This is a genomic window from Microbispora sp. NPDC046973 (assembly GCF_040644495.1).
Lineage (GTDB): Bacteria > Actinomycetota > Actinomycetes > Streptosporangiales > Streptosporangiaceae > Microbispora.
Genome location: NZ_JBEYWQ010000008.1, coordinates 85,412 through 111,827 on the forward strand (window position 1 = coordinate 85,412; position 26,416 = coordinate 111,827).

The 26,416-nt window shown below is 71.0% G+C and carries 21 protein-coding genes; 11 read left to right on the forward strand and 10 right to left on the reverse strand.

Translation table 11 applies throughout. The features are described from left to right. The first annotated feature begins 184 nt into the window (after positions 1 to 184). Together ABZ860_RS17510 and sigJ are read left to right on the forward strand one after the other, a co-directional pair. Entirely contained in the window at positions 185 to 1,354 is a 1,170-nt protein-coding gene (locus tag ABZ860_RS17510) for an FAD-dependent oxidoreductase (protein ID WP_357220955.1), read from the forward strand. After that, entirely contained in the window at positions 1,351 to 2,232 is an 882-nt protein-coding gene (sigJ, locus tag ABZ860_RS17515; RefSeq protein ID WP_357220958.1) for an RNA polymerase sigma factor SigJ, read from the forward strand. Before ABZ860_RS17510 ends, sigJ begins: the two co-directional genes overlap by 4 nt. Before the next feature lie 113 nt (positions 2,233 to 2,345). Here the strand turns inward: sigJ and ABZ860_RS17520 are convergent, their stop codons facing one another. After that, positions 2,346 to 2,747: a Tn3 family transposase gene (locus tag ABZ860_RS17520; protein WP_357220961.1), complete on the reverse strand. Its 402-nt coding sequence runs from the start codon at positions 2,745 to 2,747 to the stop codon at positions 2,346 to 2,348. Positions 2,748 to 2,968: 221 nt separating this feature from the next. On the opposite strand from ABZ860_RS17520, the gene ABZ860_RS17525 reads away from it, so the two are divergent. Then, the gene (locus tag ABZ860_RS17525) at positions 2,969 to 3,463 is read left to right on the forward strand and encodes a carbonic anhydrase (RefSeq protein ID WP_357220964.1); all 495 of its coding nucleotides are present in this window, start codon (positions 2,969 to 2,971) and stop codon (positions 3,461 to 3,463) included. Between the two features lie 42 nt (positions 3,464 to 3,505). On the opposite strand, the gene ABZ860_RS17530 is transcribed toward ABZ860_RS17525, so the two are convergent. Next, entirely contained in the window at positions 3,506 to 5,578 is a 2,073-nt protein-coding gene (locus ABZ860_RS17530) for a DNA topoisomerase IV subunit B (RefSeq protein WP_357220966.1), read from the reverse strand. Between the two features lie 245 nt (positions 5,579 to 5,823). On the opposite strand from ABZ860_RS17530, the gene ABZ860_RS17535 reads away from it, so the two are divergent. After that, positions 5,824 to 6,054 carry a hypothetical protein gene (locus ABZ860_RS17535; RefSeq protein WP_142561501.1) on the forward strand — a complete coding sequence of 77 codons (231 nt, stop codon included), beginning with the start codon at positions 5,824 to 5,826 and terminating at the stop codon, positions 6,052 to 6,054. 148 nt (positions 6,055 to 6,202) lie between these two features. On the opposite strand, the gene ABZ860_RS17540 is transcribed toward ABZ860_RS17535, so the two are convergent. Beyond that, on the reverse strand, positions 6,203 to 6,934 hold the full coding sequence (locus ABZ860_RS17540; RefSeq protein WP_357220969.1) for a GNAT family N-acetyltransferase: 732 nt from the start codon (positions 6,932 to 6,934) through the stop codon (positions 6,203 to 6,205). Between the two features lie 99 nt (positions 6,935 to 7,033). On the opposite strand from ABZ860_RS17540, the gene ABZ860_RS17545 reads away from it, so the two are divergent. The 3 genes from ABZ860_RS17545 to ABZ860_RS17555 are packed head-to-tail and all read left to right on the forward strand — an operon-like array spanning position 7,034 to position 10,246. Then, on the forward strand, positions 7,034 to 8,395 hold the full coding sequence (locus tag ABZ860_RS17545) for an extracellular solute-binding protein (RefSeq protein ID WP_357220972.1): 1,362 nt from the start codon (positions 7,034 to 7,036) through the stop codon (positions 8,393 to 8,395). A gap of 1 nt (position 8,396) precedes the next feature. After that, positions 8,397 to 9,329: a sugar ABC transporter permease gene (locus ABZ860_RS17550; RefSeq protein ID WP_357220975.1), complete on the forward strand. Its 933-nt coding sequence runs from the start codon at positions 8,397 to 8,399 to the stop codon at positions 9,327 to 9,329. Further along, positions 9,326 to 10,246 (forward strand): carbohydrate ABC transporter permease, encoded by a 921-nt coding sequence (locus ABZ860_RS17555; protein ID WP_357220978.1) that lies wholly within the window; start codon positions 9,326 to 9,328, stop codon positions 10,244 to 10,246. Before ABZ860_RS17550 ends, ABZ860_RS17555 begins: the two co-directional genes overlap by 4 nt. On the opposite strand, the gene ABZ860_RS17560 is transcribed toward ABZ860_RS17555, so the two are convergent. After that, positions 10,243 to 10,869: a GntR family transcriptional regulator gene (locus tag ABZ860_RS17560; protein WP_357220981.1), complete on the reverse strand. Its 627-nt coding sequence runs from the start codon at positions 10,867 to 10,869 to the stop codon at positions 10,243 to 10,245. The genes ABZ860_RS17555 and ABZ860_RS17560 overlap by 4 nt on opposite strands. A gap of 65 nt (positions 10,870 to 10,934) precedes the next feature. Here ABZ860_RS17560 and aceE point away from each other — a divergent pair, with 65 nt between their 5' ends. Together aceE and ABZ860_RS17570 are read left to right on the forward strand one after the other, a co-directional pair. Next, entirely contained in the window at positions 10,935 to 13,391 is a 2,457-nt protein-coding gene (gene aceE / locus ABZ860_RS17565) for a pyruvate dehydrogenase (acetyl-transferring), homodimeric type (RefSeq protein WP_357220984.1), read from the forward strand. Positions 13,392 to 13,453: 62 nt separating this feature from the next. Beyond that, positions 13,454 to 14,203, forward strand: a complete 750-nt coding sequence (locus tag ABZ860_RS17570; RefSeq protein WP_357220987.1) for a peroxide stress protein YaaA — start codon at positions 13,454 to 13,456, stop codon at positions 14,201 to 14,203. A 1-nt stretch (position 14,204) separates the two neighbouring features. Here ABZ860_RS17570 and ABZ860_RS17575 read toward each other — a convergent pair whose 3' ends face one another. From ABZ860_RS17575 to ABZ860_RS17590, 4 genes are all read right to left on the reverse strand, one after another. Beyond that, a complete protein-coding gene (locus tag ABZ860_RS17575) occupies positions 14,205 to 15,170 on the reverse strand; it encodes a hypothetical protein (RefSeq protein WP_357220990.1) in 966 nt (321 codons plus the stop codon). Positions 15,171 to 15,285: 115 nt separating this feature from the next. Next, entirely contained in the window at positions 15,286 to 16,977 is a 1,692-nt protein-coding gene (locus tag ABZ860_RS17580; protein WP_357220993.1) for an RNA polymerase sigma factor, read from the reverse strand. Between the two features lie 218 nt (positions 16,978 to 17,195). Continuing rightward, complete coding sequence (locus ABZ860_RS17585; RefSeq protein ID WP_357220996.1) at positions 17,196 to 19,277, reverse strand: SpoIIE family protein phosphatase; 2,082 nt, start codon at positions 19,275 to 19,277, stop codon at positions 17,196 to 17,198. A gap of 177 nt (positions 19,278 to 19,454) precedes the next feature. Beyond that, positions 19,455 to 20,021, reverse strand: coding sequence for an HhH-GPD-type base excision DNA repair protein (locus ABZ860_RS17590; protein ID WP_357220999.1), 567 nt, complete (start codon positions 20,019 to 20,021; stop codon positions 19,455 to 19,457). A gap of 101 nt (positions 20,022 to 20,122) precedes the next feature. On the opposite strand from ABZ860_RS17590, the gene ABZ860_RS17595 reads away from it, so the two are divergent. Both ABZ860_RS17595 and ABZ860_RS17600 read left to right on the forward strand, forming a co-directional pair. Then, positions 20,123 to 20,377, forward strand: coding sequence for a hypothetical protein (locus ABZ860_RS17595; protein WP_357221002.1), 255 nt, complete (start codon positions 20,123 to 20,125; stop codon positions 20,375 to 20,377). 225 nt (positions 20,378 to 20,602) lie between these two features. Continuing rightward, the gene (locus ABZ860_RS17600) at positions 20,603 to 22,105 is read left to right on the forward strand and encodes a hypothetical protein (protein WP_357221454.1); all 1,503 of its coding nucleotides are present in this window, start codon (positions 20,603 to 20,605) and stop codon (positions 22,103 to 22,105) included. A 102-nt stretch (positions 22,106 to 22,207) separates the two neighbouring features. On the opposite strand, the gene ABZ860_RS17605 is transcribed toward ABZ860_RS17600, so the two are convergent. Together ABZ860_RS17605 and ABZ860_RS17610 are read right to left on the reverse strand one after the other, a co-directional pair. Continuing rightward, positions 22,208 to 23,911 (reverse strand): ABC transporter family substrate-binding protein, encoded by a 1,704-nt coding sequence (locus tag ABZ860_RS17605; protein WP_357221005.1) that lies wholly within the window; start codon positions 23,909 to 23,911, stop codon positions 22,208 to 22,210. A gap of 100 nt (positions 23,912 to 24,011) precedes the next feature. Further along, complete coding sequence (locus ABZ860_RS17610) at positions 24,012 to 26,360, reverse strand: AAA family ATPase (RefSeq protein WP_357221008.1); 2,349 nt, start codon at positions 26,358 to 26,360, stop codon at positions 24,012 to 24,014. Positions 26,361 to 26,416: the final 56 nt, after the last annotated feature.

Here is a 26,416-nt window from a genome sequence, read left to right on the forward strand (position 1 = left end):
AGTAAATGCGTACACCTCGCCCGTGATCGCCGGAGGGGGTGATCCAGCTCAGGATGGCATGGCGCGGGCGGCTGGCGCAGTAAATCCGGTATTTACTGCGCCAGCTTGCAGACGCGGAAGAAACTCCATGTGTGATGTGCGCCACGTCGTGTCACTCCGCATGGACGCGCGGTGTCTTGAGGGCATGACTGAACACGGCACCCTTCACAAGATCGTGGTCATTGGCGGCGGCTACGCGGGAACGGTCGCGGCCAACCACCTCCGTTTGCGCAACGACGTCGACATCACCCTGGTCAACTCCCGCCCGAAGTTCGTCGAACGGATCCGGCTGCACCAGTTCGTGGCCGGCGGCTACGACGCCTCGGTCGACTACGGCACGCTGCTCGGCGACGGCATCCGGCTGGTGGTCGACGACGCCACCCGCATCGACACCGCCTCCCGCACAGTGGAGCTGGCCTCGGGCCGGGCGCTGGACTACGACTACGTCATCTACGCGGTCGGCAGCACCGGCGCCACCCCCTCCTCGGTGCCGGGCGTGGCCGAGTTCGCCCATTCCCTCGCCGAGTTCGAGGCCGCCCAGCGGCTGCGCGCCAGGCTGGCGGAGCTGCCGGCCGATGCCGAAGTCACCGTGGTCGGCGCCGGGCTGACCGGCATCGAGACCGCGGCGGAGCTCGTGGAGCAAGGACGTACGGTCACCCTGGTCTGCGGCGCGGCCCTGGCTCCGTCACTCAGCACGGCCGGCCGCCGATCCGTCATGACGTGGCTGTCCGAGCACGGCGTCACCGTGCTGGAGGGCACTGCGGTGGCCGAGGTCCGGCAGGACGCGGTCGTCCTCACGGACGCAACGGTACGGCGAAGCGGTCTCACCATCTGGACGGCCGGCTTCGGCGTGCCCGGCCTGGCGGCGGCCAGCGGGCTGCGCGTCGACGCGCTCGGCCGGCTCCTCACCGACGAGACGCTCCTCAGCGTCGACGACGACCGCATCGTCGCGGCGGGTGACGCCGCCTCGCCGTCGGGCCGGCCGCTGCGGATGAGTTGCCAGGCCGCCGTACCACTCGGGGTGCAGGCCGCCGACACCGTGCTGAGCCGCATCGCGGGAACCGCGCCGGCGGTGATCGACCAGGCCTTCAAGGGATCGATCATCAGCCTGGGCCGACACGCCGCCACGATGCAGCCCGCCCGCGCGGACGACACCCCCCTGGACACCTGCATCGACGGGCAGCAGGCCGCCGAGATCAAGGAGGAGTTCTGCAAGAAGGCGGTGACGGGGATCGGCTTGGAGGCCCGGAGCCCGGGTGCCGTCGTCTGGCAGAAGAGCGGGCCGCGGGCCGCTCGGATGGCGGCGTCCGTATGAGCACCGACGAGCATGCCGAACGGTTCACCCTGCTGCGGCCGCTGCTGTTCGCGATCGTCTACGAGATCCTCGGGTCGGCGACGGAATCCGACGACGTGCTCCAGGACAGCTATCTGCGGTGGGCGGAGGTGGACCTGGCGACGGTCCGTGACACCAAGTCGTTCCTGGCGCGGCTGGTGACCCGTCAGGCGCTCAACGCGTTGCGGGCCGGCGCACGCCGCCGCGAGGACTACGTCGGTGTGTGGCTGCCGGAGCCGCTGCTGCTCGACGAGCGCGACGTGTCGGCGGACCTGGTGCTCGCCGAGTCGGTGTCGATGGCGATGCTGGTGGTGCTCGAAACGCTCACTCCCGATGAGCGCGCGGTGTTCGTCCTGCGCGAGGTGTTCGGCTTCGACTACGACGAGATCGCACCGGCGGTGGGCAAGTCGGTCGTGACGGTGCGCCAGGTGGCGCACCGCGCCCGTGAGCACGTGCGGGCGCGGCGCAGGCGCTTCCAACCCGCGGGCTCCGCCAGGACCGCGCGGGTCACCGAGCGGTTCATGGCCGCGGTGACCACCGGCGACCTGGAGGGGCTGCTGTCGCTGCTCGCGCCGGACGTCATCTGGACCGCCGACGGTGGCGGCAAGGTGATCACGGTACGCCGGCCTGTGGTGGGCGCGGAGAAGGTGGCCGCGCTCGTGCTGGGCATCTTCCAGCCGGACCTGCGGATCGAGCTCGTGAACTGCAACCACACGCCCGCGCTCGCCGCCTACAGCGGCGAGCACCTGGAGGGTGTGTTCCTGGCCGACGTCGTCGACGGGAAGATCACCCACTTCTACGCCATCCGCAACCCGGACAAGCTCCTCGCGCTGGCGGCCCCACGCCGGATCAGCCGCTAGCCGCCACGCCGATCCCGGCCGGCGATCCGTGGCTCCCACGCCTCGCACCACGGTGCGGCTGGCGTGCCACAGGACCAGCCGGCCGCCGGGCCCTGCGGCGTACGCTCGTCTTGTCAGTGCGCGTCTTCCGAACCCTGGGAAAGGGATGCACATGGGCGTGCCGGCGTTGCTCGCGATCGTCGCCGTCGTCCTGGTCGTGCCGGCCGCGGCGATCTACCGGGGAGAAGCGCGGGCTGGTCGGACTGCGGCGCGGCGGTCATGCCGCGACGCCTGGGACACATCTGGCCAGCCGCCCCCGGCGGGTCCTGCAGCAGCAGGATCGTCGGCCGGATCTGGCGGACGGCCTCGGCCAGATGCGGCCAGCGTCCCTGCGCTCGCTCCCGCTGCAGGTCACGGTCGCGCAGCCGGCGCGCCAGAAAGATCGACCTCTGGGCGCGGCCGACCTCCAGCAGTGCCGCGTAAGCGGGGTGCGTGGTCTCGCTGGTGAACCGGCGCAACAGGGCCTCGGTCCCCACCGCTCGGTGAACAGCTCCCGCACCCAGGTGACGTCCTCCGCCGTGAGCGGCCGCACGGCCACCCGGCTCTTCTGGTCGTGTCCAAGAGATGCCATGAACCCGTGATCACAGATGACCGACGGACACCTTCACCTCACAGCGGGTCACAATACCTATTGACTTGGTAGGAATAACCGGCAAAGGTGGGGCCAGCGACTCACGCGACCAGAAGGGGCACCACAATGAGCGTCACCGACGAACTCCTCGCCAACGCCGAGCGGTACGCCGCGGGCTTCGACAAGGGACATCTGCCGCTGCCCCCGGCGCGCGGAGTGGCCGTCGTCGCCTGCATGGACGCGCGGCTGAACGTGTACGGTCTGCTCGGGCTGGCCGAGGGCGACGCTCACGTCATTCGCAACGCCGGCGGCGTGGTGACCACGGACGAGCGGCGCAGCCTGGCCATCAGCCAGCGCCTGCTCGGCACGAGGGAGATCATCCTCATCCACCACACGGACTGCGGCATGCTGACCTTCACCGACGACGACTTCCGCCAGGGCATCGAGGCCGAGGTCGGGATCAAGCCCGACTGGGCGGCAGAGGCGTTCTCCGACCTCGACGCGGACGTCGTCCAGTCGATCAACAGGATCAAGGCCGACCCGTTCATCCCCCACAAGGACTCGGTGCGGGGGTTCGTCTACGAGGTCGAGACCGGGCGCCTGCGCGAGGTCAAGCCCTGACGCGACCCCCGGCAGGCCTGGGCTCGTGCCGCCGGGCGCCGGTCAGGCGTCGATGTGGTCGCGGTCAACCTCGGCGGCGCTGCCGATGATGAACTCGCGGCGCGGGCCCACGTCGCTGCCCATGAGGAGGTTGAAGATGTGCTCGGCGTCCTCCACGTCCTCGATCCGCACGCGGCGCAGGACGCGGTGGCGGGGGTCCATGGTCGTCTCGGCGAGCTGGTCGGCGTCCATCTCCCCGAGGCCCTTGTAACGCTGCACGGGGTCCTTCCAGCGCTTGCCGCGCCGCTCCAGGTCGCGCAGGACCTTGTGCAGCTCGGCGTCGCTGTAGGTGTAGATGTACTTGTCCTGGCCGCGTCCAGGGTTGGTGACCTCGATGCGATGCAGCGGCGGCACCGCGGCGAACACCCGCCCGGCCTCGACCATCGGCTTCATGTAGCGGTGGAAAAGGGTGAGCAGCAGGCAGCGGATGTGCGCGCCGTCCACGTCCGCGTCGGCCATCAGGATGATCTTGCCGTAGCGGGCCGACTCGATGTCGAACGATCGGCCGGACCCAGCGCCCACCACCTGGATGATCGCGGCGCACTCGGTGTTCTTGAGCATGTCGGCGACCGACGCCTTCTGCACGTTCAGGATCTTGCCGCGAATCGGCAGCAGCGCCTGGAACTCCGAGTCGCGGGCGAGCTTGGCCGTGCCCAGCGCGGAGTCGCCCTCGACGATGAACAGCTCGCTGCGGTCGACGTCGTCGCTGCGGCAGTCGACCAGCTTGGCGGGCAGCGCCGAGTTCTCCAGCGCGGACTTGCGCCGCTGGTTGTCACGGTGCTCGCGGGCGGCGATGCGGGCCTTGGCCGCGGCGACGACCTTCTCGAGCACCGCGCGCAGCTGCTGCTTCTGCCCCCGCTTGGGGCTGGCGAACAGGGCCTTGAGCTCACGGGCGACCACGTGGGCGACGATGCGGCTGGCCGCGGAGGTGCCGAGCACCTCCTTGGTCTGGCCCTCGAACTGCGGCTCGGGCACCCGCACGGTGACCACCGCGGTCAGCCCTTCGAGGATGTCCTCCTTGGTCACCGGCTCGTCGCCGTTCTTCAGCAGCCGGGTCTCCCTGAGCTGCTCGTTGATCGTGCGGACCAGCGCCCGCTCGAACCCCGCGACGTGGGTGCCGCCCTTCGGCGTGGCGATCACGTTCACGAACGAGCGTACGGTCGTCTCGTAGCCCTTCCCCCAGCGGATCGCGACGTCGACGGTGAGCTCCCGCTCGATCTCCGTCGGCGTCATGTGCCCCTGCTCGTCGAGCACGGGGACCGTCTCGTGGAAGTGGCCCTCGCCCTGCAGCCGCAGCACGTCGCACACGGCCTCGTCCCGCGACAGGAACTCGGTGAACTCGCTGATGCCGCCGTCGAAGCGGAACTCCTCCTCGACCGGCTCCTCGCCGCGCACGTCGCGCACCACGAGCGTGAGCCCCGGCACCAGGAAGGCCGTCTGGCGCAGCCGCACGTGGATCTCGTCGAGCGAGACCTCCGCCTCGGGCAGGAAGATCTGCCGGTCGGCCCAGAAGCGCACGCGGGTGCCGGTGGTGTTGCGCGGGGCCGGGCCGCCGTCGCGCAGGCCGGACTTCTTGCGGAACTTGGCGGTCGGGCCGTCGCCGTCGAACACGCCGGGCACGCCCCGGCGGAAGCTGATCTGGTGGACCTTGCCGTCGCGGTCGACCTCCACGTCGACACGGGAGGACAGCGCGTTGACCACCGAGGCGCCGACGCCGTGCAGACCGCCGGAGGCGCCGTAGGAGCCGCCGCCGAACTTGCCGCCCGCGTGGAGCTTCGTGTAGACGAGCTCGACGCCGGGCAGGCCGCTCTTGGGCTCGATGTCGACGGGAATGCCGCGCCCGTTGTCGCGCACCTCGATCGAGCCGTCCGCGTGCAGTTCGACCTCGATCCGCGTGCAGTAGCCTCCGAGCGCCTCGTCGACCGCGTTGTCCACGATCTCCCACAGGCAGTGCATGAGGCCGCGCGTGTCCGTGGAGCCGATGTACATCCCCGGGCGCTTGCGGACGGCCTCCAGGCCTTCCAGCACAGAGAGATGACGGGCGGTGTACCCCGTCTCCGCGCGAACCGCAGTCACACCCAACTCCTACTTATCAATCGAACACGCGTACGCAGCTTAACGCCACTCCTGTTTGTACGCGCACAAGCTTGCCAGGCGCAGCACAATGACCGGCACTTTCGCTGTGATCCCCGTCACTTTACGGATCATTCTGCTCTCGGCGTAGTCGGAGCATGATTGGGAAGGCCCGTATCGGGTTAGATGTTGTCCCAAGTGACTGACGCCAACGTCCCCACAGCGTGGGGCGACCCGAAAGGCGATACGTGACTGGAGCTCTCGCCCCCATCAAGCCGCTGACGGCCCTGGACCGGTGCGACCGGTGCGGTGCTCAGGCCTACATCCGCGCGACCCTGCCCGTGGGTGGGGAGTTGCTGTTCTGCGCCCACCACGGGCGTCAGCACGTGACTGTGCTGCGCGACAAAGGTGCTGAGATCCAGGACGAGTCGGCCCGACTCAGTGAATCCCCCGCGACCGCCCCTGACGGCGAGCGCTGACCCCATAGACGGCGTGCCGGAGCGTCGGACGATGATGTCGGCTCCGCGCGCCGTCGCCATATAAGCAACCCATCGACCCGGGCCGCCCGCCCGGCGCGGCCGCCGTTCCCCGCTTCCCCCGGGGCCCGCGGCGGACGGCGCCGGCGGGTCAGGACCGCACCCGGTAGTGGTAGCGGCCGGCGACGGCGAATCCCTCACGCTCGTAGAGCGCGCGGGCGCCGGCGTTGGCCTCGGTCACCACCAGGTACGCGTGGTCGGCGCCACACTGCCGCCCCCAGGCGAGCAGGGTGCGCAGCACGGCCGCGCCCAGCCCGCGCCGTCTGGCGTGCGGCTCGACGGCCATGCAGTAGACCCCGAGCCATCGCCCCTGTGGCACGCCCCTTCCCACCGCGCCCTCCTCGAGGAGGACGTACCCGGCGGGCACCCCGCGGAGGATCCGCTCGCCCCACGTCCGCGCCGGAACCTCCCCGGTGTCGCGGTGGCGCCCGCCGTCCACGCTCCACCAGGTGCGCAGCCACCGTTCGGACGGCCTGTCCTCCACCGCCCCATCGGCGGCGGCCTCGTCGCCGGCGAGCGGCCTGGTCATCACCAAAGTGGGGTCCACGAGCCGGTAGCCCCGGCGGCCGAGTTCGTCGTCGAGCCCGGGCGGCGCGCCCATCCCGACCGAGAACACGCAGGGCTGCCCGATGTCCGCGTAGAACCGCTCGGCGCGGTCGACCGCCTCCGGCAAGTCCGCGCACTCTCCCAATGGCAGCACCGAGTTGGCCCGTTTCGTCACGCCGCCCGCGTGCCGGTAGACCCAGCCGCCGTCCTCGGCCCGTCCCGGCGCCGGCCATGCCGCATCGACCAGCAGGTCGAACTGTGCAGTCTCCTCATCCACCCGCCGCAGCCTAGTTGACCTGCACTGCTCGGGGTTTAGATCTTGTGCCCGGGGCAGTGGGGGGCTCTCGATCCCTCGGACCCCCTCAAAGGAGCGGCGGTGTCCACTTCGCGCAGGAACCGTACCGGCGTCCTCGTGCTGGCAGGAGCCCTGTCAGCGGTGTTGCCCCTGTCCGCGTGCGGCGGCGTGGGAGCCTCGGACGGCGCGTCGGCGGGCGGCGGTTCCGCACTGACCACCATGGGCTTCGGCTTCCCCGACGAGATCGCCACGACCCGGGTGGACGCCTTCAAGAAGGCCCATCCCGAGGTGAAGCTCACCGTCAACCAGGGCCAGTTCGACGAGCAGGCCTTCCTGTCCGCGGTGGCGAGCGGCAACCCGCCGGACGCCGTCTACCTCGACCGCCAGCTGATCGGCACGTACGCCGCCAGGGGCGCGATCCAGCCGCTCGACGACTGCGTGGCAAAAGAGGGCATCCCGATGTCCGACTTCTACCCCGCCGCCCAGCAGCAGGTGAAGCTGAACGGCAAGTGGTACGGCGTGCCGGAGTTCTACACCTCGATCATCCTGCTGGTGAACGACAAGGCCGCCGAGGACGCCGGGGTGGACCCGGCGAGCATCGACACCTCCGACTGGGGCGCCCTGGCCGCCCTGGCCAAGAAGATGAACAAGGTCTCCGGCGGCAGGATCGAGCGCTTCGGCTTCTACCCCAAGCTGCCGGAGTTCCTCCCCCTGTGGGCCAAGGCCAACGGCGCCGACCTGATGTCGGCGGACGGGAAGACCTCCCGCCTCGACGACCCGAAGGTCGCGGAGGCGCTCGACTACGCCAACGGGCTGCTCGACGACCAGGGCGGCTGGACCAAGCTCAAGGCGTTCACCGACACCTTCGACTACTTCGGCGAGAAGAACCCGATCGCCGAGGACCAGATCGGGATGATGCTCACCGAGCAGTTCCTGGTCACCTCCCTGGCGAGCACCTCCCCCGACGCGAAGATCACCGTGCTGCCGTTCAAGGACAGGCAGGGCAACCCGGTCACCATGGTCGGCGGCAACGCCTGGGTCGTCCCCAAGGGGGCCAAGCACGCTGACGTCGCCTGCCAGTGGATCAAGACGATGACCTCGGCCGACACCTGGATCGCGGCGGCGAAGGCGCGGGCGGCCAAGCGGGCCCAGGAGGGCAAGCCCTACCCCGGCACGTTCACGGCCAACGCCAAGGCCGACCAGGCGATCTTCTCCCAGATCGTCAAGCCGAGCGGGCACAAGCCGTACGACGACGCGACCGCGACGATCCTGGGCGTGCAGGACAAGGGCTTCGTCGTCCCTCAGTCGGCCGCCGCGGTGGAGTTCCGCACCGCCTGGATCGACGCGGCGACCCGGGTGATGCAGGGACGCCAGGACGCGCAGGCCGCGCTCTCCCAGGCCCAGCAGGAGGCCGCCAAGGCCCTCCAGGCCGCGGCGGGCTGACGTGGCTCGCCCGCTTTCCGGACTGGCCCGCCACGAGGCCCGCTGGGCCTACGTGTTCCTGCTGCCGTGGCTGATCGGCCTGGTGATCTTCCAGGCCGGGCCCATGGTCGCGAGCCTCGTGCTCTCGCTCACCGACTACGACCTGATCTCCCAGCCGAAGTTCGTCGGCCTCGGCAACTACGCCGCGATGCTGGAGGACCCGAAGGTCGCCAGGGCGATCGGCAACACGGCCTTCTACACGGTCCTGCACGTGCCGCTGGCGCTGGTGATCTCCCTGCTGCTCGCGCTCATGCTCAACCGCGTCACCGGCCGGGCCGCCGGGTTCTTCCGCACGGCGTTCTACCTGCCGTCCATGACGCCGTACGTCGCGGTGGGCGTGCTGTTCCTGTTCCTGCTCAACGGCCAGGCGGGGCTGGTCAACCAGTTCCTCGGGCTGTTCGGCGTGGACGGGCCGCAGTGGACGACCGACCCCGCGTGGGTCAAGCCCGGCATCGTGCTCATGTCGCTGTGGAACCTCGGCTCGACCACGATCATCCTGTTCGCGGCGCTGCGCAACGTGCCGCGCGACCTGTACGAGGCGGCGATGATCGACGGCGCGGGCCGCTGGCAGCGGTTCCGCTCGGTCACCCTGCCCATGATCAGCTCCGCGCTGTTCTTCGTGGTGATCATCAACACGATCGCGGCGCTGCAGATGTTCGACCAGGTCTACACGATGTTCTTCGGCAACCAGACCGCCCAGCACTCCTACGGCGACTCGGCCCTGTTCTACGTCGTCTACCTGTTCCAGCAGGGCTTCCAGTTCCTGCACATGGGCTACGCGTCGGCGCTCGCCTGGATACTGTTCGCGATCATCGGGATCATCACGGTCGTGCAGGTCAGGGTCGGCAACCGGTTCGTCTACTACGAGGCCGAGCCGCCGGGAGGGACGCGATGACCGCGACGGCGGGCCGCACGCTGCCGGGGACCGGCGGCGTGGCGGAGCGGATGCGGGAGGCGGCGCGCGACGACCGCCCGGGCACGGCGGGCACCCGCAGGGCGTTCTTCCTCGTCATGCTCTCGGCCGCGGCGGCGGTGTTCCTCTACCCGTTCGTGTGGCTGGTCGTGGCCTCGCTCAAGCCGCGCGACCGGACGTTCGCCGACCCGTTCCTCCCCTGGCCGCACCCGTTCGCCCCCGAGAACTACGCGAACGTGTGGGACGCCGCCCCGATGCTGGCCTGGCTGTTCAACACGGTCGTCGTGGGGGTCATGGCGGCCCTCACCGTGACCGTGTCGAGCGCGTTCGTCGCCTTCGGGTTCGCCTACTTCCGCTTCCCGGGGCGCGGCGTGCTGTTCGGCAGCGTGCTCGCCACGATGATGCTCCCCGCGGCCGTCACGCTCGTGCCGACGTACCTGATCTGGAACTCGGTCGGCCTGACCGGCACGCAGGTGCCGCTGTGGGCGGGCAACCTGTTCGGCTCGGCGTTCTACATCTTCCTGCTGCGCCAGTTCTTCCTCGGCATCCCGCGCTACGTCTTCGAGGCGGCCAGGGTGGACGGCGCGTCCTACCTCGACCTGTTCTGGCGGATCGCGCTGCCCCTCGGCCGCCCGGCCCTGATCATCGCGTTCATCTTCGAGCTCAAGGCGAGCTGGTTCGACCTGATGAAGCCGCTGATCTACCTGCAGGATCCCGCGCTGTTCACGCTGCCGCGCGGGCTCAAGGCGGTGGTCGACCAGTTCTACCAGGGCGGCGATCCCAAGTGGGAGATCGTCCTGGCCGCGAGCGTGATCACCACGCTGCCGCTCGTCGTCGTCTTCTTCGCCGGCCAGCGCTACTTCGTCCAGGGCATCGCCACGACCGGCCAGAAGGGCTAGCTCGTCCTCCCGGGCTCGGGCGGGGCGTAGCCGAGCACGTGCTCGCGGAGCAGGACGCCCGCCTCGGGGTCGCCGCGCTCGAACGCCTCAACGAGAGGTTCGTGGCCGGCGGCGTTCTCGTGGGGGCGCATCCGGAACAGGCGGATCGACAGGTGGGTCCACACCTCGATGCCGAGCGACTCCCACACCGCCAGCAGCACCTCATTGCCCGAGGCTTTCACGATCTCCCGGTGGAAGGCGACGCCGTGCCGCACCTGATCGTGCAGGGAACCGGCGGCCGCCGCCTCGTGCATGCGGGTGAGGTGCGTACGCAAGGCCTCCACAGGGGGCCTGCCCATCCGGACGGCCATCTCCTCCAGGCCCGCCCGCACCTGGTACACCTCGCGGAGATCGGTGCGGGTGAGCCTGCGGACCCGCGCGCCCTTGTTGGGCGCGGACTCGATGAGTCTGAGCGCCTCCAGCTCGCGCAGCGCCTCACGCACCGGGGCCTGGCTGACGCCCAGCTCGGCGGCCATGCGCCGCTCGACGAGGCGGTCGCCGGGCTTCCAGCGGCCGTCGGCCAGGCCGTCGAGCACGGTTTGCCGGATGTGGTCGCGAAGCGGCGACCGCACGACGGGTTCCACGAGACCGATGATAGGGCCGTAGGGCAGACATGGGCTGATCGATCATAGGGTGTTTTAATGAATCCATGGACGTAGACCTGGACCCGCAGGAGACCGCCGAGTGGCTCGAATCCCTCGAGGCGGTCCGCCGTGCAGCCGGCCCCGAACGGGTCGACTACCTGCTGAAGCGGCTGGCCACGAGCACCCGCTACATCAACACCGTTCCGACCTCCGAGGAGCCCGTCTACCCGGGTGACCTGGAGCTGGAGGAACGCATCGCCGCCTACGACCGGTGGAACGCCGCAGCGATGATCACCAGGGGGAGCCGGCTGGGGCTCGGCGGCCACCTGGCGACCTACGCCTCGGCCGCCTGGCTGTACGAGGTGGGCTTCAACCACTTCTTCCACGCCGGCCGCGACCAGGTCTACTTCCAGGGCCACGCCTCCCCCGGGATCTACGCCCGGGCCTTCCTTGAGGGCAGGCTGAGCGAGGCGCAGCTCGACCTGTTCAGGCGCGAGCCCGAGGGCGGGCTGCCGTCCTACCCCCATCCGCGGTCCATGCCGGACTTCTGGCAGTTCCCCACCGTCTCCATGGGCCTCGGCCCGCTCAACGCGGTCTACCAGGCCAGGTTCAACCGTTATCTGCACAATCGCGGCATCAAGGACACCTCGCACAGCCACGTGTGGGCCTTCCTCGGCGACGGCGAGATGGACGAGCCGGAGTCGACGGCCGCCCTCACCCTGGCCGCCCGCGAAGGGCTCGACAACCTCACCTTCGTGATCAACTGCAACCTGCAGCGGCTCGACGGGCCGGTGCGGGGCAACACCCGCATCGTGCAGGAGCTCGAGAGCGTCTTCAGGGGCGCGGGCTGGCACGTCGTCAAGGCGCTGTGGGGCCGGGAGTGGGACGGGCTGCTCACCTCGGACGAGCTGGTGGCCCGGCTGGGCGAGGTGCCGGACGGGCAGTTCCAGACGTTCGCCGCCTCTACGGGCGCCTACATCAGGGAGCGGCTGTTCCGGGGCCTGGACGTGCCCTGCTCCGACGACGACCTGCGGCGCATCGTGGGCGGGTCGCGGGCGGGCCACGAGCCGCGGAAGGTGTACGCGGCCTACCGCAGGGCCCTGGACAACCGCGGCGCGCCCACGGTGATCCTCGTGCAGACCGTGAAGGGCTGGACCCTCGGTGCGGGGATCGAGGCGCGCAACGCCAACCACCAGATGAAGAAGCTCACCCAGGACGAGTTCCGCGCGTTGCGCGACCGGCTCGGCCTGCCGGTGCCGGACGAGGCGCTCGACGGCGACCTGCCGCCGTACCTGCATCCCGGGCCGGACTCGCCGGAGGCGCGGTACGCCGCCGAGCGGCGCCGCGACCTGGGCGGGCCCGTCCCCCGCCGCACGGTCTCCCACACCCCGCTGCCGGCCCCGGGCGAGGCGCCGTTCCGGGCGCTGGAGAAGGGCTCGAAGCAGCCGGTGGCCACGACGATGGCCTTCGTCCGCCTGGTCAAGGACCTGATGAAGGAGCCGGAGACGGGACGCCGCTGGGTGCCGATCGTGCCCGACGAGGCCAGGACCTTCGGCATGGAGTCGCTGTTCCCCACCGCCAAGATCTACTCGCCGCTGGGCCAGCGCTACGAGCCCGTCGACCGGGACCTGCTGTTGTCGTACAAGGAGGCGGCCGACGGGCAGATCCTGCTGGAGGGCATCACCGAGGCCGGGTCGATGGCCTCGTTCACGGCCGCGGCCTCCAGCTACGCCACCCACGGCGAAGTCATGATCCCCTTCTACATCTTCTACTCGATGTTCGGCTGGCAGCGCACCGGCGACCAGATGTGGGCGCTGGCCGACCAGCTCGGCCGCGGATTCCTCGTCGGCGCCACCGCCGGCCGGACCACCATGACCGGCGAGGGCCTGCAGCACGCGGACGGGCACTCGCAGCTCCTCGCCTCCGCCAACCCGGCGTGCCTGGCCTACGATCCCGCCTTCGCCTACGAGGTGGGGACGATCGTGCGTGAGGGGCTGCGGCGCATGTACGGCCCCGGCGGCGAGGACGTGTTCTACTACCTGACCGTCTACAACGAGCCGCTGCCCCAGCCCCCGATGCCCGAGGGCGTCGAGGAGGGCATCCTCCGGGGGATGTACCGGTACGCCGCCGGCGGCGGTCAGGCCCACCTGCTGGCCAGCGGCACCGCGATCCACTGGGCGCTGGACGCGCAGCGGCTGCTCAGGGAGGAGTACGGCCTGGGCGTCGACGTGTGGTCGGTCACCTCCTGGAGCGAGCTGCGCCGCGACGCCATGACCACGACGGGCGTGCCGTACGTCCGGCAGGCCATGGCCGGGACCGCGGGGCCGGTGATCGCGGTCAGCGACTGGATGCGCGCGGTGCCGGACCAGATCAGCCCGTGGATCGACCGGCCGTGGACCTCGCTCGGCACCGACGGGTTCGGGCTGTCGGGCACCCGTGACGCGGTCCGCAGGCATTTCGGCGTGGATCCCCGCTCGATCGCGGAGGCCGTGCTCAAGGCGGTGGAGACCGGCCGGGGGTGAGCGACGGGCGGCGCCCCGATCGGGGAGAACCCTCCGGTCGGGGCGCAGTAGGCTGCGGAACCGTGCTCATCCTGCTTCCGCCCTCGGAGGGGAAGGCCGAGCGGGGCACCTCCGCCGTCCGCCGGCTCGGCTTCCCCGAACTCGCCTCCCCGCGCGAGAAGGTCCTCGACGCCCTCGTCTCGCTCTGCCACACGCCCGAGGCGCGCGACGTGCTCGGACTGTCGGAGGGGCAGAGCGGCGAGATCGAGCGCAACCTGGCGCTGCCCACGGCGCGCACGCTGCCCGTCGCCGCGCTCTACACGGGCGTGCTGTACGACAACCTGGGCCTGGCCACCCTCTCCCCCGAGGCCCGGCGCCGGGCCGACCGGAGGATCGTCGTCTTCTCGGCGCTGTGGGGCCTGCTGCGCCCGTCCGACCGCGTGCCGCCCTACCGGCTGTCCATGGGCGTACGGCTGCCGCCGATGGGCGGCCTGGCCGCGTTCTGGCGGCCCTCGATCAGCGCGGTGCTCGACGCGACGAAGGGTCTCGTGGTGGACATGCGATCCGCGACGTACGCCGCCGCCTGGCAGCCCGGCGAACGCGGCGTGGCCGTACGGGTGCTGCGGGAGGCGGCCGGGAAGCGGACCGTCGTCAGCCACATGGCGAAGGCCACCCGGGGTGTGGTGGCCCGCGCGCTCGTCGAGACCCCCGACCGGCCCCGCACGGCCGCAGATCTGGCCGACCTGCTGGCCGGCCTGGGACATCGGGTGGAACTGGCGGCGCCGGCCGGGCGGGGAAGGCCGCGGACCCTCGACGTGATCGTGGACGAGTGAGTCAGAGATTGAGCCGGGCGCAGGCCCGGCGGTACTGCTGCGCCGGATCGCCGAGGTGCGACCAGGGCAGCCGGCTGAAGCGGCCGCCCGTCCTGGCCAGGTGCCCGCGCGCCGGACGCCGGAGGTCGGACAGGTAGAAGGCGGCGCCGAAGACGTTGTGCGCCTCGATCGAGCGCGGGTGCGCCCCGCCGAGGCGCCGCTCCGCCCAGTGGCCGGCGGCCGAGACGATCTCTCGCTGCGCCTCGAAGGAGAACCAGCCGCCCCGGGACATGGGGGTGCGCCCGGCGGCGACGATCTCGAAGTGGGCCAGCGGCACGAGCGCAGGAAGCGGACTGCCCTCCGGGGCGTGCGCGGCGGCCGAACGGGCGAAGCCGAGCATCTCCTGTGCGGTGCCGCCCCAGCCGGGTGACAGGGTGACCAGGCGGGCCAGCGCCCCCGAATACAGCGTCGGCCAACGTCGGGAGCATTCGTACCAGACCGCGTCCTTGTCGGTGCGCGGCCGGTCCAGCCCGATGGCCAGCCACATCAGGCACTCCCATGGCACGGGGTCGCCCGGCGCGAGCCCCGCCGCCGTCAGCAGCGGCTGCCTGGCCTGTTCCATCGCCGACTGGTAGGCGCGCTGCCGGTCCGCCTGCACCGCCCTGGCCCTCACGTCGGGCCGCAGTTCCCAGGCCTCCTCCAGGCGGGCCCGGCCGAGCCACAGCCAAAGGTCGGGATTGCCCTGGTCGTAGGCGAGCAGCGCCTCGATCGATCGGCTCGTCCCGATGACGGTCCGCGACAGCGCCTCCACCCGCAGCGACCGCGTCTCGGGGTCGCCCCTGCTGTCCGCGAGGACGGCCGCCGCCGGTCTGAGGTCGCCCCTGGAGGCGGCCTCGACCGCCTCGTCGAGCATGGTGTCCGCCCACGGGCGGTCCGGGATCACTCGTGGCCCCCGAGCACGCGCCCGATCCACTTCGATCACTCCCATGAGGCGGGAGCCTAGGAGCGGCAACGTGCCCGTGGCGCTACCAGGAGGTTACGGGGGCGTAAACGTCATCGTCCCCCGGCCGTGGTGCGTGGCCGGGGGACGATCGACTCGTGCGTCAGTCCAGGTAGTCGCGCAGCACCTGCGAACGCGAGGGGTGGCGCAGCTTCGACATGGTCTTGGACTCGATCTGGCGGATCCGCTCGCGGGTCACGCCGTAGACCTTCCCGATCTCGTCGAGGGTCTTCGGCTGCCCGTCGGTGAGGCCGAACCGCATCGACACCACGCCCGCCTCCCGCTCCGACAGCGTGTCGAGAACGGAGTGCAGCTGCTCCTGCAGCAGCGTGAAGCTGACGGCGTCGGCCGGGACGATGGCCTCGGAGTCCTCGATGAGGTCGCCGAACTCGCTGTCGCCCTCCTCACCCAGCGGAGTGTGCAGGGAGATCGGCTCGCGGCCGTACTTCTGCACCTCGATGACCTTCTCAGGGGTCATGTCGAGCTCGCGGGCCAGCTCCTCCGGCGTGGGCTCGCGGCCCAGGTCCTGCAGCATCTGCCGCTGGACGCGGGCCAGCTTGTTGATCACCTCGACCATGTGGACCGGGATGCGGATGGTCCGCGCCTGGTCGGCCATGGCTCGGGTGATCGCCTGCCGGATCCACCAGGTGGCGTACGTGGAGAACTTGTAGCCCTTGGTGTAGTCGAACTTCTCGACCGCGCGGATCAGGCCGAGGTTGCCCTCCTGGATCAGGTCCAGGAACAGCATGCCGCGGCCGGTGTACCGCTTGGCCAGCGAGACCACGAGCCGGAGGTTGGCCTCCAGCAGGTGGTTCTTGGCGCGGTGGCCGTCCTCGGCGATCCACTCCAGCTCGGCGCGGACGTCGACGGGCAGGTTGTCGGCCTCCTGGGCGAGCTGCTCCTCGGCGAACAGGCCGGCCTCGATCCGCTTGGCGAGCTCGACCTCCTGCTCGGCGTTGAGCAGCGGCACCTTGCCGATCTGCTTGAGGTAGTCCTTCACCGGGTCGGCGGTGGCGCCGGCCGCCGCGACCTGGGCGACGGGCGCGTCGTCATCGTCGTCGGTGAGGATCAGCACCTCGTCCTCGGACTGGACGAGCGCCTCGGCCTTGGGCTCCTCGCCTTCGGCCTCACCCTCGGTCTCGGTGTCGGACTCGTCGGTCTCCACCTCGGCGTCGATCTCGACGTCCTCGACCTCGATGTCGAAGTCCTCGATGTCGACGTCACCCTCGAGGTCGATGTCCTCGTCGTCCTCGGCGAGGTCGGCGGACTTCGGCTTGGGGTCGGCCTTGGGCGCCTTGACCTCGGGACCCGCGGTGGGGGCCTCCGGCTTGGCGGGTGCGGCCTTCTTCGGCGGAGCGGGCTTGGCCGGAGCCTTGGCGGCGGCCGGCTTGGCGGCGGGCGGCCCGGGCTTGGCCGGGACGGGCTTCTTGGGCGCCGGCTTGGCGGCGGGCGCGGAGTCGGTCACCACGGCGGTCACGGTCTCCGGCTGCGACTCCTTGGCCGCCGCGGATTTGGTGGTCTTCTTGACGGGCGCGGTGGTGCGGCGCTTGGCTTGACCTCGAGAACGCTTGGGAGCCGCGGAGTCTGCGGCCGTCACCACGACGGTCACACCCTCCTTGCTGAGGCTGCGCAGGAATCCAGCGGCTTGCGACATCGGGATGTCCGCTTCCTCGAAGGCCTTGCGGACATCCTCGGACTCGAGGAAACCCTGCGAGCGCCCACGCTCGAGGAGCTGCTGAATCACTGGCTCGTTCAGCTCCGACGGCTTCGAGCGAGTCGAACTTGCAGGCGACACGAACACCTCTCGAACGAACGCATGGCGAGAATGGACCCAGGTGCTTCTTCTTTTCCGGTGGTGAGGTCGCGCAGACCGCGACATGCCATTGTGGCACGCCACGGTACGTGATACGGCCGCGTCCCGCCGGTTGCCCCTCCACCCTAGGCCGACCGAGACACTAGTGCGTACGGAAGGAGGTCACTGATACCCGAAAGCAACCGTTATGACTGTTTCATTCAGTCACTCTTCGTGGCCGGTGGAACGTGGACCGCGAGTACCGTTACGTCATCGTCCTGTTCATACCCGGACAGCATGTGGTCCACCAGGAAATCGAGCAGCATATTCGGGCTGCTCAGGACCTCCGGGGGCGCTTCGGCCACGACGGACGAAAGCTCCCTGAGTCCGGCGTCCAGCCCGCGCTTGCGGTTCTCCACCAGACCGTCCGAGTACAGAACGGCGGTGTGACCCGGCGGCACGCAGAACCGGAACTGCTTACGGCTCGTGGCCCAGCCGAGCGGAGTGCCCGGCTCGGTCTCGTGCAGCAGCCCGACGCCCTGCGGCGAGACCAGCAGCGGCGGCGGGTGACCGGCCAGGGCCAGCGTGCCCTCCCCGGTCCCGGGCTCGACGACCATGTACGCCAGAGTGGTGACCTGCTCTTCCTCCTCGGTAGCCTCGAAGACGCGGTCGAGCCCCGTCAGCACCGCGGCCGGGGGCGGGTTGGTCAGCGCGAGCGCCCGCATGGCGTTGCGGATCCGGCCCATGCCGGCGGCGGCCTTGACACCCTTGCCCATGACGTCGCCCACGACGGCCGCCACCCGGCCGTCCTGCAGGACGAACGCGTCGTACCAGTCGCCGCCCACCTGCACGTGACGCGAGCCGGAGCGGAAGCGGTGCGCCAGCATCAGGCCCCGCACCACCGGCAGGCGGTCGGGCAGCAGGCTGCGCTGCAGCGTCTCGGCCGTCTTGTGCTCGCGCTCGAACAGCGTGGCCCGCTCGACCGCGAGGGCGCACTGCCCGGCAAGGGCCTCCAGGAAGACGCCGTCCTCCTGCGAGATCTTCTGGGTCCGCGTGAACGAGAACCGCAGCGCGCCGAGCGCCCGCCCGGCCGCCAGCAGCGGCAGGCCCACCCAGGCCCGCTCGTCCGTCTGCGCGAGGAAGCCGGAGATCTGCGTCTCGTCGGCGCCGGCGTCCACGAGCTGGGCCCGCAGGCTGTCGGGCGACTCGGCGAAGACCGGGCGGCGGCTGTTGACCGCCATCGTCATCACGTTGGGCTGCGCGAGATCGATCTCCTCGCCCCGGGTGTCCGGGGTGCCGCCGCTGCTGATCAGCTTCAGCGTCGCCCGGTCCAGGTCGAGCAGGGCCACGGACGAGTGGTCGGCGGCGAGGGCCGTACGGCCGACGTCGATGATGACCTGCACCACCTGCTCGACGGTGAGCGCCTCGGCGAGCTGGGCGGTCGCGCCCTGGAGGCGGGCGGTGCGCAGCGCGGCGGCGCCGAGCTGGTCGGTGAGCCGGCCGCGCATCTCCTCGGCCTCACGCTGCGGCGTGACGTCGGTGTTCGCCCCGACCCACTCCACCACCCGGCCGTGCCTGATGATCGGCACGGCCCGGACCTCGAAGTGCCGGTAGCCGCTGGCCCGGGTGCGCACCCGGTAGCTCCACTCGAACATCGTCCGGCCGCGCAGCGCCTCGCGCCACGCCTCCTCGGTGCCGGGACGGTCGTCGGGGTGCACCGCGTCCAGCCAGCCGTGCGCGAGGTACTCCTCCAGGCCCTGGCCGGTGATGGCCCGCCACTGGGGCGCGTCCTCGACCACCCTGCCGCTGGGCGAGGTGATCCACACGAGTTGCTGCTGCGACTCCACCAGTGAGCGGTAGCGTTCCTCGCTGCGCTCCAGCACCTCCTCGTTCAGCTGCCGCTCGGTCACGTCCACCCCGAAGAGCGCGGTCCCGACGACGCCGTCGTCGTCGCGCATCGGGAAGAACGAGACCGTCCAGTGGCGGCTGTCGCCGTTCTCGGCGCGGGTCCTGATCCGCTGGTCGGTGACCGGCAGCGCCTCGTCGGCGATCCGGCGCAGCGCCGCCTCGATCAGGGTGGTCAGGTCGGCCGGCAGCAGCTCGGCCGGTTGGCGGTCAAGATGCAGCTCGACAGGATGGCCGGTCAGCTCGGTAAAGGTGGAGTTGACCCGGACGAAACGCCCATCCGGGTTGAAAAACGCGAAGGCGAACGGCGCCTCCGACATCAGGCCTCTGAAGAGGTCGGAGTCTGATATGTCCAAACCGGGCTCCCGGGGCCGGGGCACGGAGGTTTCGGCGCTCATGGTCGGCACCTCCGTCGCGTGCCAGCGTCTCCCACGAGGCACATCTCCATAACTGTGATTGGTAGCGCAGATCTGCCCTACATCATGGGCGATCGGCATGCGCGGACGGAAGCCCCGCCCGCCATGCGGTCAACGCATCCTGTCAAAAGACCGGCGTCTCGCGCAGGAAGATCCGGCCTACTTCTTGGCCGCCCGCTTCGCTTCCTGCTTGGTCGCGCGAACCAGCTGCAGGCTCTCGGCGTCCACGACGTCGGCCACCGACCGGTGCACCCCCTCCTCGCCGTACGGCCCGGCCGCCTCACGCCAGCCGTCCGGGCGCACACCGCACTGCTTGCCCAGCAGAGCCAGGAAGATCTGGGCCTTCTGCCGGCCGTATCCGGGGAGGGCCAGCAGCCGGCGCAGCAGCTCGGCGCCGTCGCCGACATCCTCCCACACCCTCTCGGCCGAGCCATCGTAGTGCTCGACGAGATAGGTCGCGAGCGCCTGGACGCGGGCCGCCATCGCCTTGGGATAGCGGTGGACGGCGGGCGCCGCCGCGAGCAGAGCCGCGAACTGGTCAGGATCATAGGAGGCGATCTCACGCGCGTCCAGGTCGCGGCCGAGCCGGTCGGCGATCGTGCGGGGCCCCGCGAAGGCCCGCTCGAGCGGCACCTGTTGATCGAGCAGCATGCCGATGAGCAGTGCGAGGGGGCTGCGGCCGAGCAGCTCGTCGGCCTCGGGATCCTGGGCGAGCCGGATGCGCATGTGTTCAGCTTCCCACGCGGCGGCCCGCGAAGGGTTGACACCGCCGGGGAAAGAGGTGAAATAAGGGGCGGCAGGTCCCCATTCAGCGAGGAATGCAGTCCATGCCCGTACTCGCAGCACGAATCAGTGGCGGCCCGAAACCGGAGCCGGGTCTTCGTGAACCGGCGGAACTCGTGACCCACCGGCTGGCCGCGGAATTCCTGACCGTCCCCCTGTCCGCAGTCGCCCGCTGCGTCGCCGACGCCTGGGCCTGCGGCGAGCATCTGGGGCTCGACGTCACCCCGGAGATCGTCGAACGGGTCGCCCGGGAGCGCCTCCTGGGTATGGTGAACTCGGCGCCGCCTTCCCGGAGGTGAGGCGGCGCACGACGGTCGCTCGGCGGTCGCCCCGGCCCGCCGCCGTACGGCGGGGAAGGCTGGAGCGGCAGATAACGGGGAAGTCACCGGGCCGTGTTCCTGATGCCCTCCGCGGCGGGAATGCGAGAAGGTGGTCACCGTGAGCGAGCGGAGCGAGATCTCGTGAGTCGCCGGCGCCGACGTGACCCCCGGGAGACCCGGCCGCCGGACGACGTGTTCGCGGAGATGCTGCTGGCGGCCAGGGAGCTGCTCGCCGTGCGCAGCCCGCTCGACGCCGAGCTCATGGTCTCCGACATGGTCGGCGCGTGGTGGGGCAGGCGGCTGCGCGGCGGCGACGTCGAGCAGATCCTCGGCGAGGGCCTGGTGGACTACGCGGCCAAGGCCGGCACGCCGGCCGCGCTCACCCTGCTCATCTGCGTCGCCTACCTCGGCACCGCCCGGCAGGCGGCAAAGGCGGAGGGCGCGGCGCTCGCGCTGATGGAGTCGGACGTCGCCCGGCCCCGCTGGGCGGACCGCGTCGGCGCCGTCAAGCCGACCGGCTGCTACGTCTCCAGGGACGTGTACGGCGACCAGGACACCGTGGTGTGCACGTTCGCCTACAACGGCGAGGACAGGCACGCGCTGGTCGTGGTCGTCGACTACAACATGGGCGGCATGGCCCGCGACGCCTGGGTGTCGTCGCAGGTCGACAAGCTGCTGGAGCAGGCCAGGCTGGAGGCCGCGGGCAACGCGCTGCTGCGGTTCGAGGAGCTGGAGCCGCAGCAGGCGCGGGCGCTGCTCGAGTTCGCGATGAAGGCGGCCCGGGCCGCCGCGCACGGCCGCACGGGCCCGAAGCCGGTGAGCGACAGCTACAGCGCCTACCACGCGTTCGCGCGGGCACGCGTCAAGGCGCTGCCGCCCGGGCGGATGCGGCCCGCCCCCGCGCACGCCGAGGCCCCCTACAGCCGCGACCGCCGGGCGATGCTGGCGGCCGAGTTCCTCGCCTCGGACGCGGCGGAGAACCTCTCGGACCCCTCCGCCGCCTCGCGGTGCGCCGACCACATCATCGACTACGGCTGCGACCAGGACTTCGGCCGGCCGATGCGGGTGAGCCCGACCAAGTGCGAGACGTTCCTGCTCGACTGGCTGCCGCGCAAGGTCCTGCTCACCCCGGCGGAGCAGGACGCGATGCCCCACGTGCTGTCGGCGTGGGTGCGTTTCGCCGGCCCCCGGATCGGGCTGCCCGACGAGGGCGTGCGCGCGACGCTCGACGCGGTCTGGGAGGCGACGGCCCGCTTCACCGAGGCCTACCGCGACCCGACCACCTTCGGGCTGGACCGCTCTCTCGTGGAACGGCTGCTGCCCGACGGCGACCTGTCCGCGCTGGCCCGGCGCGCGTTCGCGTTCCCCCTGCTGCAGGGCATGCGCGGCTCGACCAACCTCGACCTGCTGAATCCGGCGGACGAGGCCGACCGGCGCATCCTGCTGGAGATCGACCACGCCGGCGAGCTGGACCGCACGGACCTGGAGGAGCACCTCGCCTGGCACGAGGAGATCGCGGGCCGGCTGTGGGTCGGCGACCCGCCGCAGCTGTGGGAGGCCGCCCAGCGCCTGATCGACCTGGGGCACGACAGGCACGACGTGCTGCACGTCCTCATCGAGATCGCCGAGCGGATCGGCGACCATCCGGACGAGCTGGCCGCCGCCCTGGACGACATCGCCGACATACCGGACGAACCTCCCGCTTGACGTCGGGAGCTCCTTCCCCCTGCGACGGGATGGACGCCGCGCCGAGCCGGGAGCAGGCGCGACCCGGCGCCGGCGCGCCGGGGGCGGCCCGCCGGCGGCCGCTCAGGAGGCGTAGCCGATGTCCTCATACCTCAGGTCGAAGAACCCGTTGGCGCCGATGTTGGCCAGCGCGGACCGCACGGCCACGCCCTGCGGGCACTGGTAGAGCGGCAGCACGTTGACCTTCTTCCAGACCAGCCGGTCGGCCTCGTTCAGCAGGCCGGGCACCTTGTCGGGGTCGAGCGTGCTGCCGGCGCGGTACATGGCCTCGTCGATCTGCTTGCTCCCGCTGCGCCCGAGGTTGGAGTACCACTCGACGTCGTCGCCCCGGCCGCCGCTCTCGCCGTCCGCGTAGATGTCGAAGGCGCTCGACACCGGGAACGGCGTGCTCGGATAGGCGAAGGCGGTGATGTCGAAGTCGCCGGGGATGAGGTGCTTGCCGAAGAAGTCGTCGAAGGACACCTTGCGCACGTCGACCCGGATGCCCACGCGCTGGAGCATCTGCCGGGCGACGTCGGCCTCGACGCCGCTCATGACGATGCCGTCGGGGACGACGAAGCGCAGCGTGAGCGGTTTGCCGTTCTTCACGCGGGTCTTGCCCGACAGCTTCCAGCCCGCCTGGTCGAGCAGCCGTCCGGCCCGCTTCGGGTCGTACGCGCCGACCTCTCCGGCGTTGCCGTGGTAGCCGTACTGGCTGTTCATGAGGAAGTGGTTGTCCAGCGTCACGGTCGGCCAGCCGAGGCCCTTGAGATCCACCTGCATGAGACCGCGGCGGTCGAGCGCCGCCGCGACGGCCTCGCGCACCCGCGCGTCGGACAGGACGGGGCTCTCCCCGTTGAGGGTGAGCTGCCGATACTGGGCGCCCGCGGCCTGCCGGACCACGGCGTCCCAGGCCTCCCTGACCCTCGCGTAGTCGTCGGGGGACGGGCCCACCTCGAAGACGTCCACGTCCCCCCTGGTGAACGCGTGGACCATCTGGTCGGGACGCACGGTCCTGAACTCGATGGCGTCCAGCTTGGGCCGGTTGCCCCACCAGGCGGGGTTGCGGGTGAGCGTGACCGTCCTGGCCTTGGCGTCGAGGCGCTCCACCCGGAACGGCCCCGCGGTCACCGGGATGCGGTTGATCCAGTCGGCGTTGAACGCCGCCGCGGTCGCGTTGGTGGTGCTGGGATACAGCGGCGTGAACAGGGACTGCCATTCGTTGAACGGCTGGGCGAGGGTGACCACCACCTCGCGGTCGCTCGCCCCCCTGGCCACGCTCTGGATGTTCTCGTACGCGATGGTCGAGTCGACCCGGTAGTCCCGGTCGCGGCCGCTCATGGCCTTCCACTGCGCGGCGAAGTCCGTCCAGGTGATCGGCCTGCCGTCCGACCATTTCGCCTTGGGGTTGATGGAGTAGGTGATGACCTGCCGCGGGGAGGTCGCGGTGATCCTGGCGTTGGTCACGTAGTCGGTGTCGAGGGTCAGCCGCCCCCGCTCGTCGGACCGGAAGGTGCGGGGCATCAGCGCGTCCGTCACCGCCTTGACGCCGGTGCCGTCGCCGCCGACGTGGTTGCGGTTCCACTGCGTCGGGAAGTCGGTGAGCCCCCACCGGAGCGTGCCGCCGTCCTTGACCTTGTCGCGGGCCAGCGGGTTGATGTCGTAGGCCTTGACCGGGGAGGGGGCGAGCCCGCTGTCCGGTTCACCCGGCCCCCGCTGCACGCCGCAGGCACCGGCGGCCCACAGAGCGGCCAGTGTGGCCAGGACAACCGGCCATCGTGCTCTCACGTGCTTCTCCGATCCTCCAGCTACCATACGCAGTCGATTAGTAGCAGGAAGTGACGGCCCGCGGCCATCGGGACACGCGTCCGGGGTTACCCCTACGACATCAGGACAACTCGTCTACCGCGCTGCGGACGTCCTCGCTGGTGATCGTCGTCAGCTCGGCGGCGTTCGCCGACCCCTGCTCGGCGAGGCGGACGTCGCGCCGCAGCGCGGCCCGCTCGTACAGCGAGCGCGCGAAGCGGCCGTTGCCCAGCCCGTCGATCAGCCCCTCGCGGCAGACCCAGTCGAAGACGTCGGCGAGGTCGCGGGCGGCGGAGGCGTCGAACCTGTCGCCGCTCCGGGCGGCCAGCAGCTCCGCGATCTCGGTCAACTCCGAGGGCCTGTAGGAGGGGAACGACACGCGCTGGTTGAACCGCGAGGCCAGACCGGGGTTGGTCGCCAGGAACGCGTCCATCTCGCGCTCGTAGCCGGCCAGGATGATGACCACGCGGTCGCGGTCGTCCTCGGCGCGCTTCAGCAGGGTCTGCACCGCCTCGGCCCCGAAGGCGTCGCCCCCCGAGTAGCCGGTGTTGACCAGGCTGTAGGCCTCGTCGATGAACAGCACGCCGCCGAGCGCCCGGTCGACCAGCTCGTTCGTCTTGATGGCGGTGGCGCCGAGGTGCTGGCCGACCAGGTCGGCCCGCGACGCCTCGACCACGTCGGGCCGGGCCAGCAGGCCCAGCGCGGAGAAGATCCGGCCGAGGATGCGCGCGACGGTCGTCTTGCCGGTGCCGGGAGGGCCGACGAACACGAAGTGCCGCATCTGCGACTGGACCGGCAGGCCCTGCTCCTGGCGCATCCTGGCCACCTTGAGCTGGGCGGTGATCGCGTGGACCTGCCGCTTGACCGGATCGAGGCCGGCCATCCTGTCGAGGTCCGCGAGCGCCTCGTCCAGGGTCGGGGTGACCTGGTAGCCGCGGTATCGCGCGGTGATCTCGTTGAACGCCTTGGTCACGTCGTCGGCGGTGGTGGTGACCAGGTCCTCGCCGCGCGGCGCCCCGCCCGCGCTCACCACGCGGACGTCGCGAGCCTGCGCCGCGGCCTCGGCGAGGCTGCGGGCGAAGCGGGCGTTGCCGAGGTCGTCGACGAGCCCCCGGCGCTCCACGTCCTCGAACAGCCGGCGCAGCACGGGACGGGCCTCGGGGTCGAGCCGGTCTCCCCGGCGCTGCTGCAGCGCCTCGGTGATCTCCAGCAGTTCCGCGGGGCTGTAGCTGGGGAAGCGCACCCGGGTGGCGAAGCGGCTCGACAGCCCGGGGTTGGACGCGAGGAAGTCGTTCATCTCCCGCTCGTAGCCGGCCAGGATGACGATGAGCCGGTCGCGGTCGTCCTCGGCCCGCTTGAGCAGCGTCTGCACGGCCTCCGCGCCGAACCGGTCGGGCTGGCCGTCGCCGGAGTTGATGAGGCTGTAGGCCTCGTCCACGAACAGGACGCCGCCGAGCGCGCGGTCGATCAGCTCGTTGGTCTTGATCGCCGTGGCCCCCAGGTACTCCCCCACGAGGTCGGCCCGCTGCGCCTCCACCACGAACGGCGTCTCCAGCAGCCCGAACGCGTAGAAGATCTTGGCGAGCGACCTGGCGACGCTGGTCTTGCCGGTCCCCGGAGGGCCGACGAACACGAAGTGGCGCATCGGCCGCTCGTTGGCGTAGCCCGCCTCCCTGCGCAGCCGGGCCGCCTCGATCGACGCGGCGATGGCGCGCACCTGCTCCTTGACCGGTTCGAGGCCGATCATGGACTCCAGCTCCGCGAGCGCCTGCTCGACCGTGATGGGCGGCGGAGCGCCGGTCTCGGCCGCGGCGGGCTGGTGGCCGCCCGCCCTGGCGCGCACCTGCACCTGGGTCTCCGCGCCCGCCGCCTCCCGCTCCGCCTCCGCGCGCACCTTGCGGGCCAGCACCAGGCGGTAGAGGAGCACCGCGGCGGCCACGCCGTACGCCCCCCACAGAGCGGCGGACGGCGACAGCGGCGACAGCGACAGTGCGACGACCCCGGCGGCCGCGAGGGACATCAGCGTCGTCAGCCACGGCGGGACCCACCGGATCAGGTGGGCCGCGCCGCCGGTCAGCGCGCCCAGCAGCATCAGCAGGCCGGGCAGGATCGACTGCCCGCCGAACACGCCCATGAACAGCGGCAGCAGCAGGCCCCACCCGGCGAGCACGAGCACGGTCGCGGCGGCGCGCGGGTAGCTGAGCGCCAGCGCGAGGAAGCACAGCGCCAGGAACGTGTAGATGAACGTGGGCGCCAGCGACCAGTTGAGCGCCGCGGCCAGTCCCATGGTGGCGACGAGCAGCACCACGAACAGCGCGCGTCGCGCGAATGGCGGAAGTTGGAAATAGCGGAAACGCACCTGTTCGAACAGATCACGTGCCGCAGTCCGGCTTAAGAGGCTCGCCGCCCGTGCCCTGTCGGAGTCCCGCATCGACGCCTCCCCGCTTCGACCCCGGTTATACCGCACGTGCGAACGGAATGGGTGGA

Coding starts and splice junctions, on each gene's coding strand:
- sigJ (WP_357220958.1), top strand. CDS start 1,351: ATGAGCACCGACGAGCATGCCGAACGGTTCACCCTGCTGCGGCCGCTG.
- aceE (WP_357220984.1), top strand. CDS start 10,935: ATGGACGTAGACCTGGACCCGCAGGAGACCGCCGAGTGGCTCGAATCC.
- ABZ860_RS17525 (WP_357220964.1), top strand. CDS start 2,969: ATGAGCGTCACCGACGAACTCCTCGCCAACGCCGAGCGGTACGCCGCG.
- ABZ860_RS17610 (WP_357221008.1), bottom strand. CDS start 26,360: ATGCGGGACTCCGACAGGGCACGGGCGGCGAGCCTCTTAAGCCGGACT.
- ABZ860_RS17575 (WP_357220990.1), bottom strand. CDS start 15,170: ATGGGAGTGATCGAAGTGGATCGGGCGCGTGCTCGGGGGCCACGAGTG.
- ABZ860_RS17590 (WP_357220999.1), bottom strand. CDS start 20,021: ATGCGCATCCGGCTCGCCCAGGATCCCGAGGCCGACGAGCTGCTCGGC.
- ABZ860_RS17555 (WP_357220978.1), top strand. CDS start 9,326: ATGACCGCGACGGCGGGCCGCACGCTGCCGGGGACCGGCGGCGTGGCG.
- ABZ860_RS17510 (WP_357220955.1), top strand. CDS start 185: ATGACTGAACACGGCACCCTTCACAAGATCGTGGTCATTGGCGGCGGC.
- ABZ860_RS17585 (WP_357220996.1), bottom strand. CDS start 19,277: ATGAGCGCCGAAACCTCCGTGCCCCGGCCCCGGGAGCCCGGTTTGGAC.
- ABZ860_RS17595 (WP_357221002.1), top strand. CDS start 20,123: ATGCCCGTACTCGCAGCACGAATCAGTGGCGGCCCGAAACCGGAGCCG.
- ABZ860_RS17600 (WP_357221454.1), top strand. CDS start 20,603: ATGCTGCTGGCGGCCAGGGAGCTGCTCGCCGTGCGCAGCCCGCTCGAC.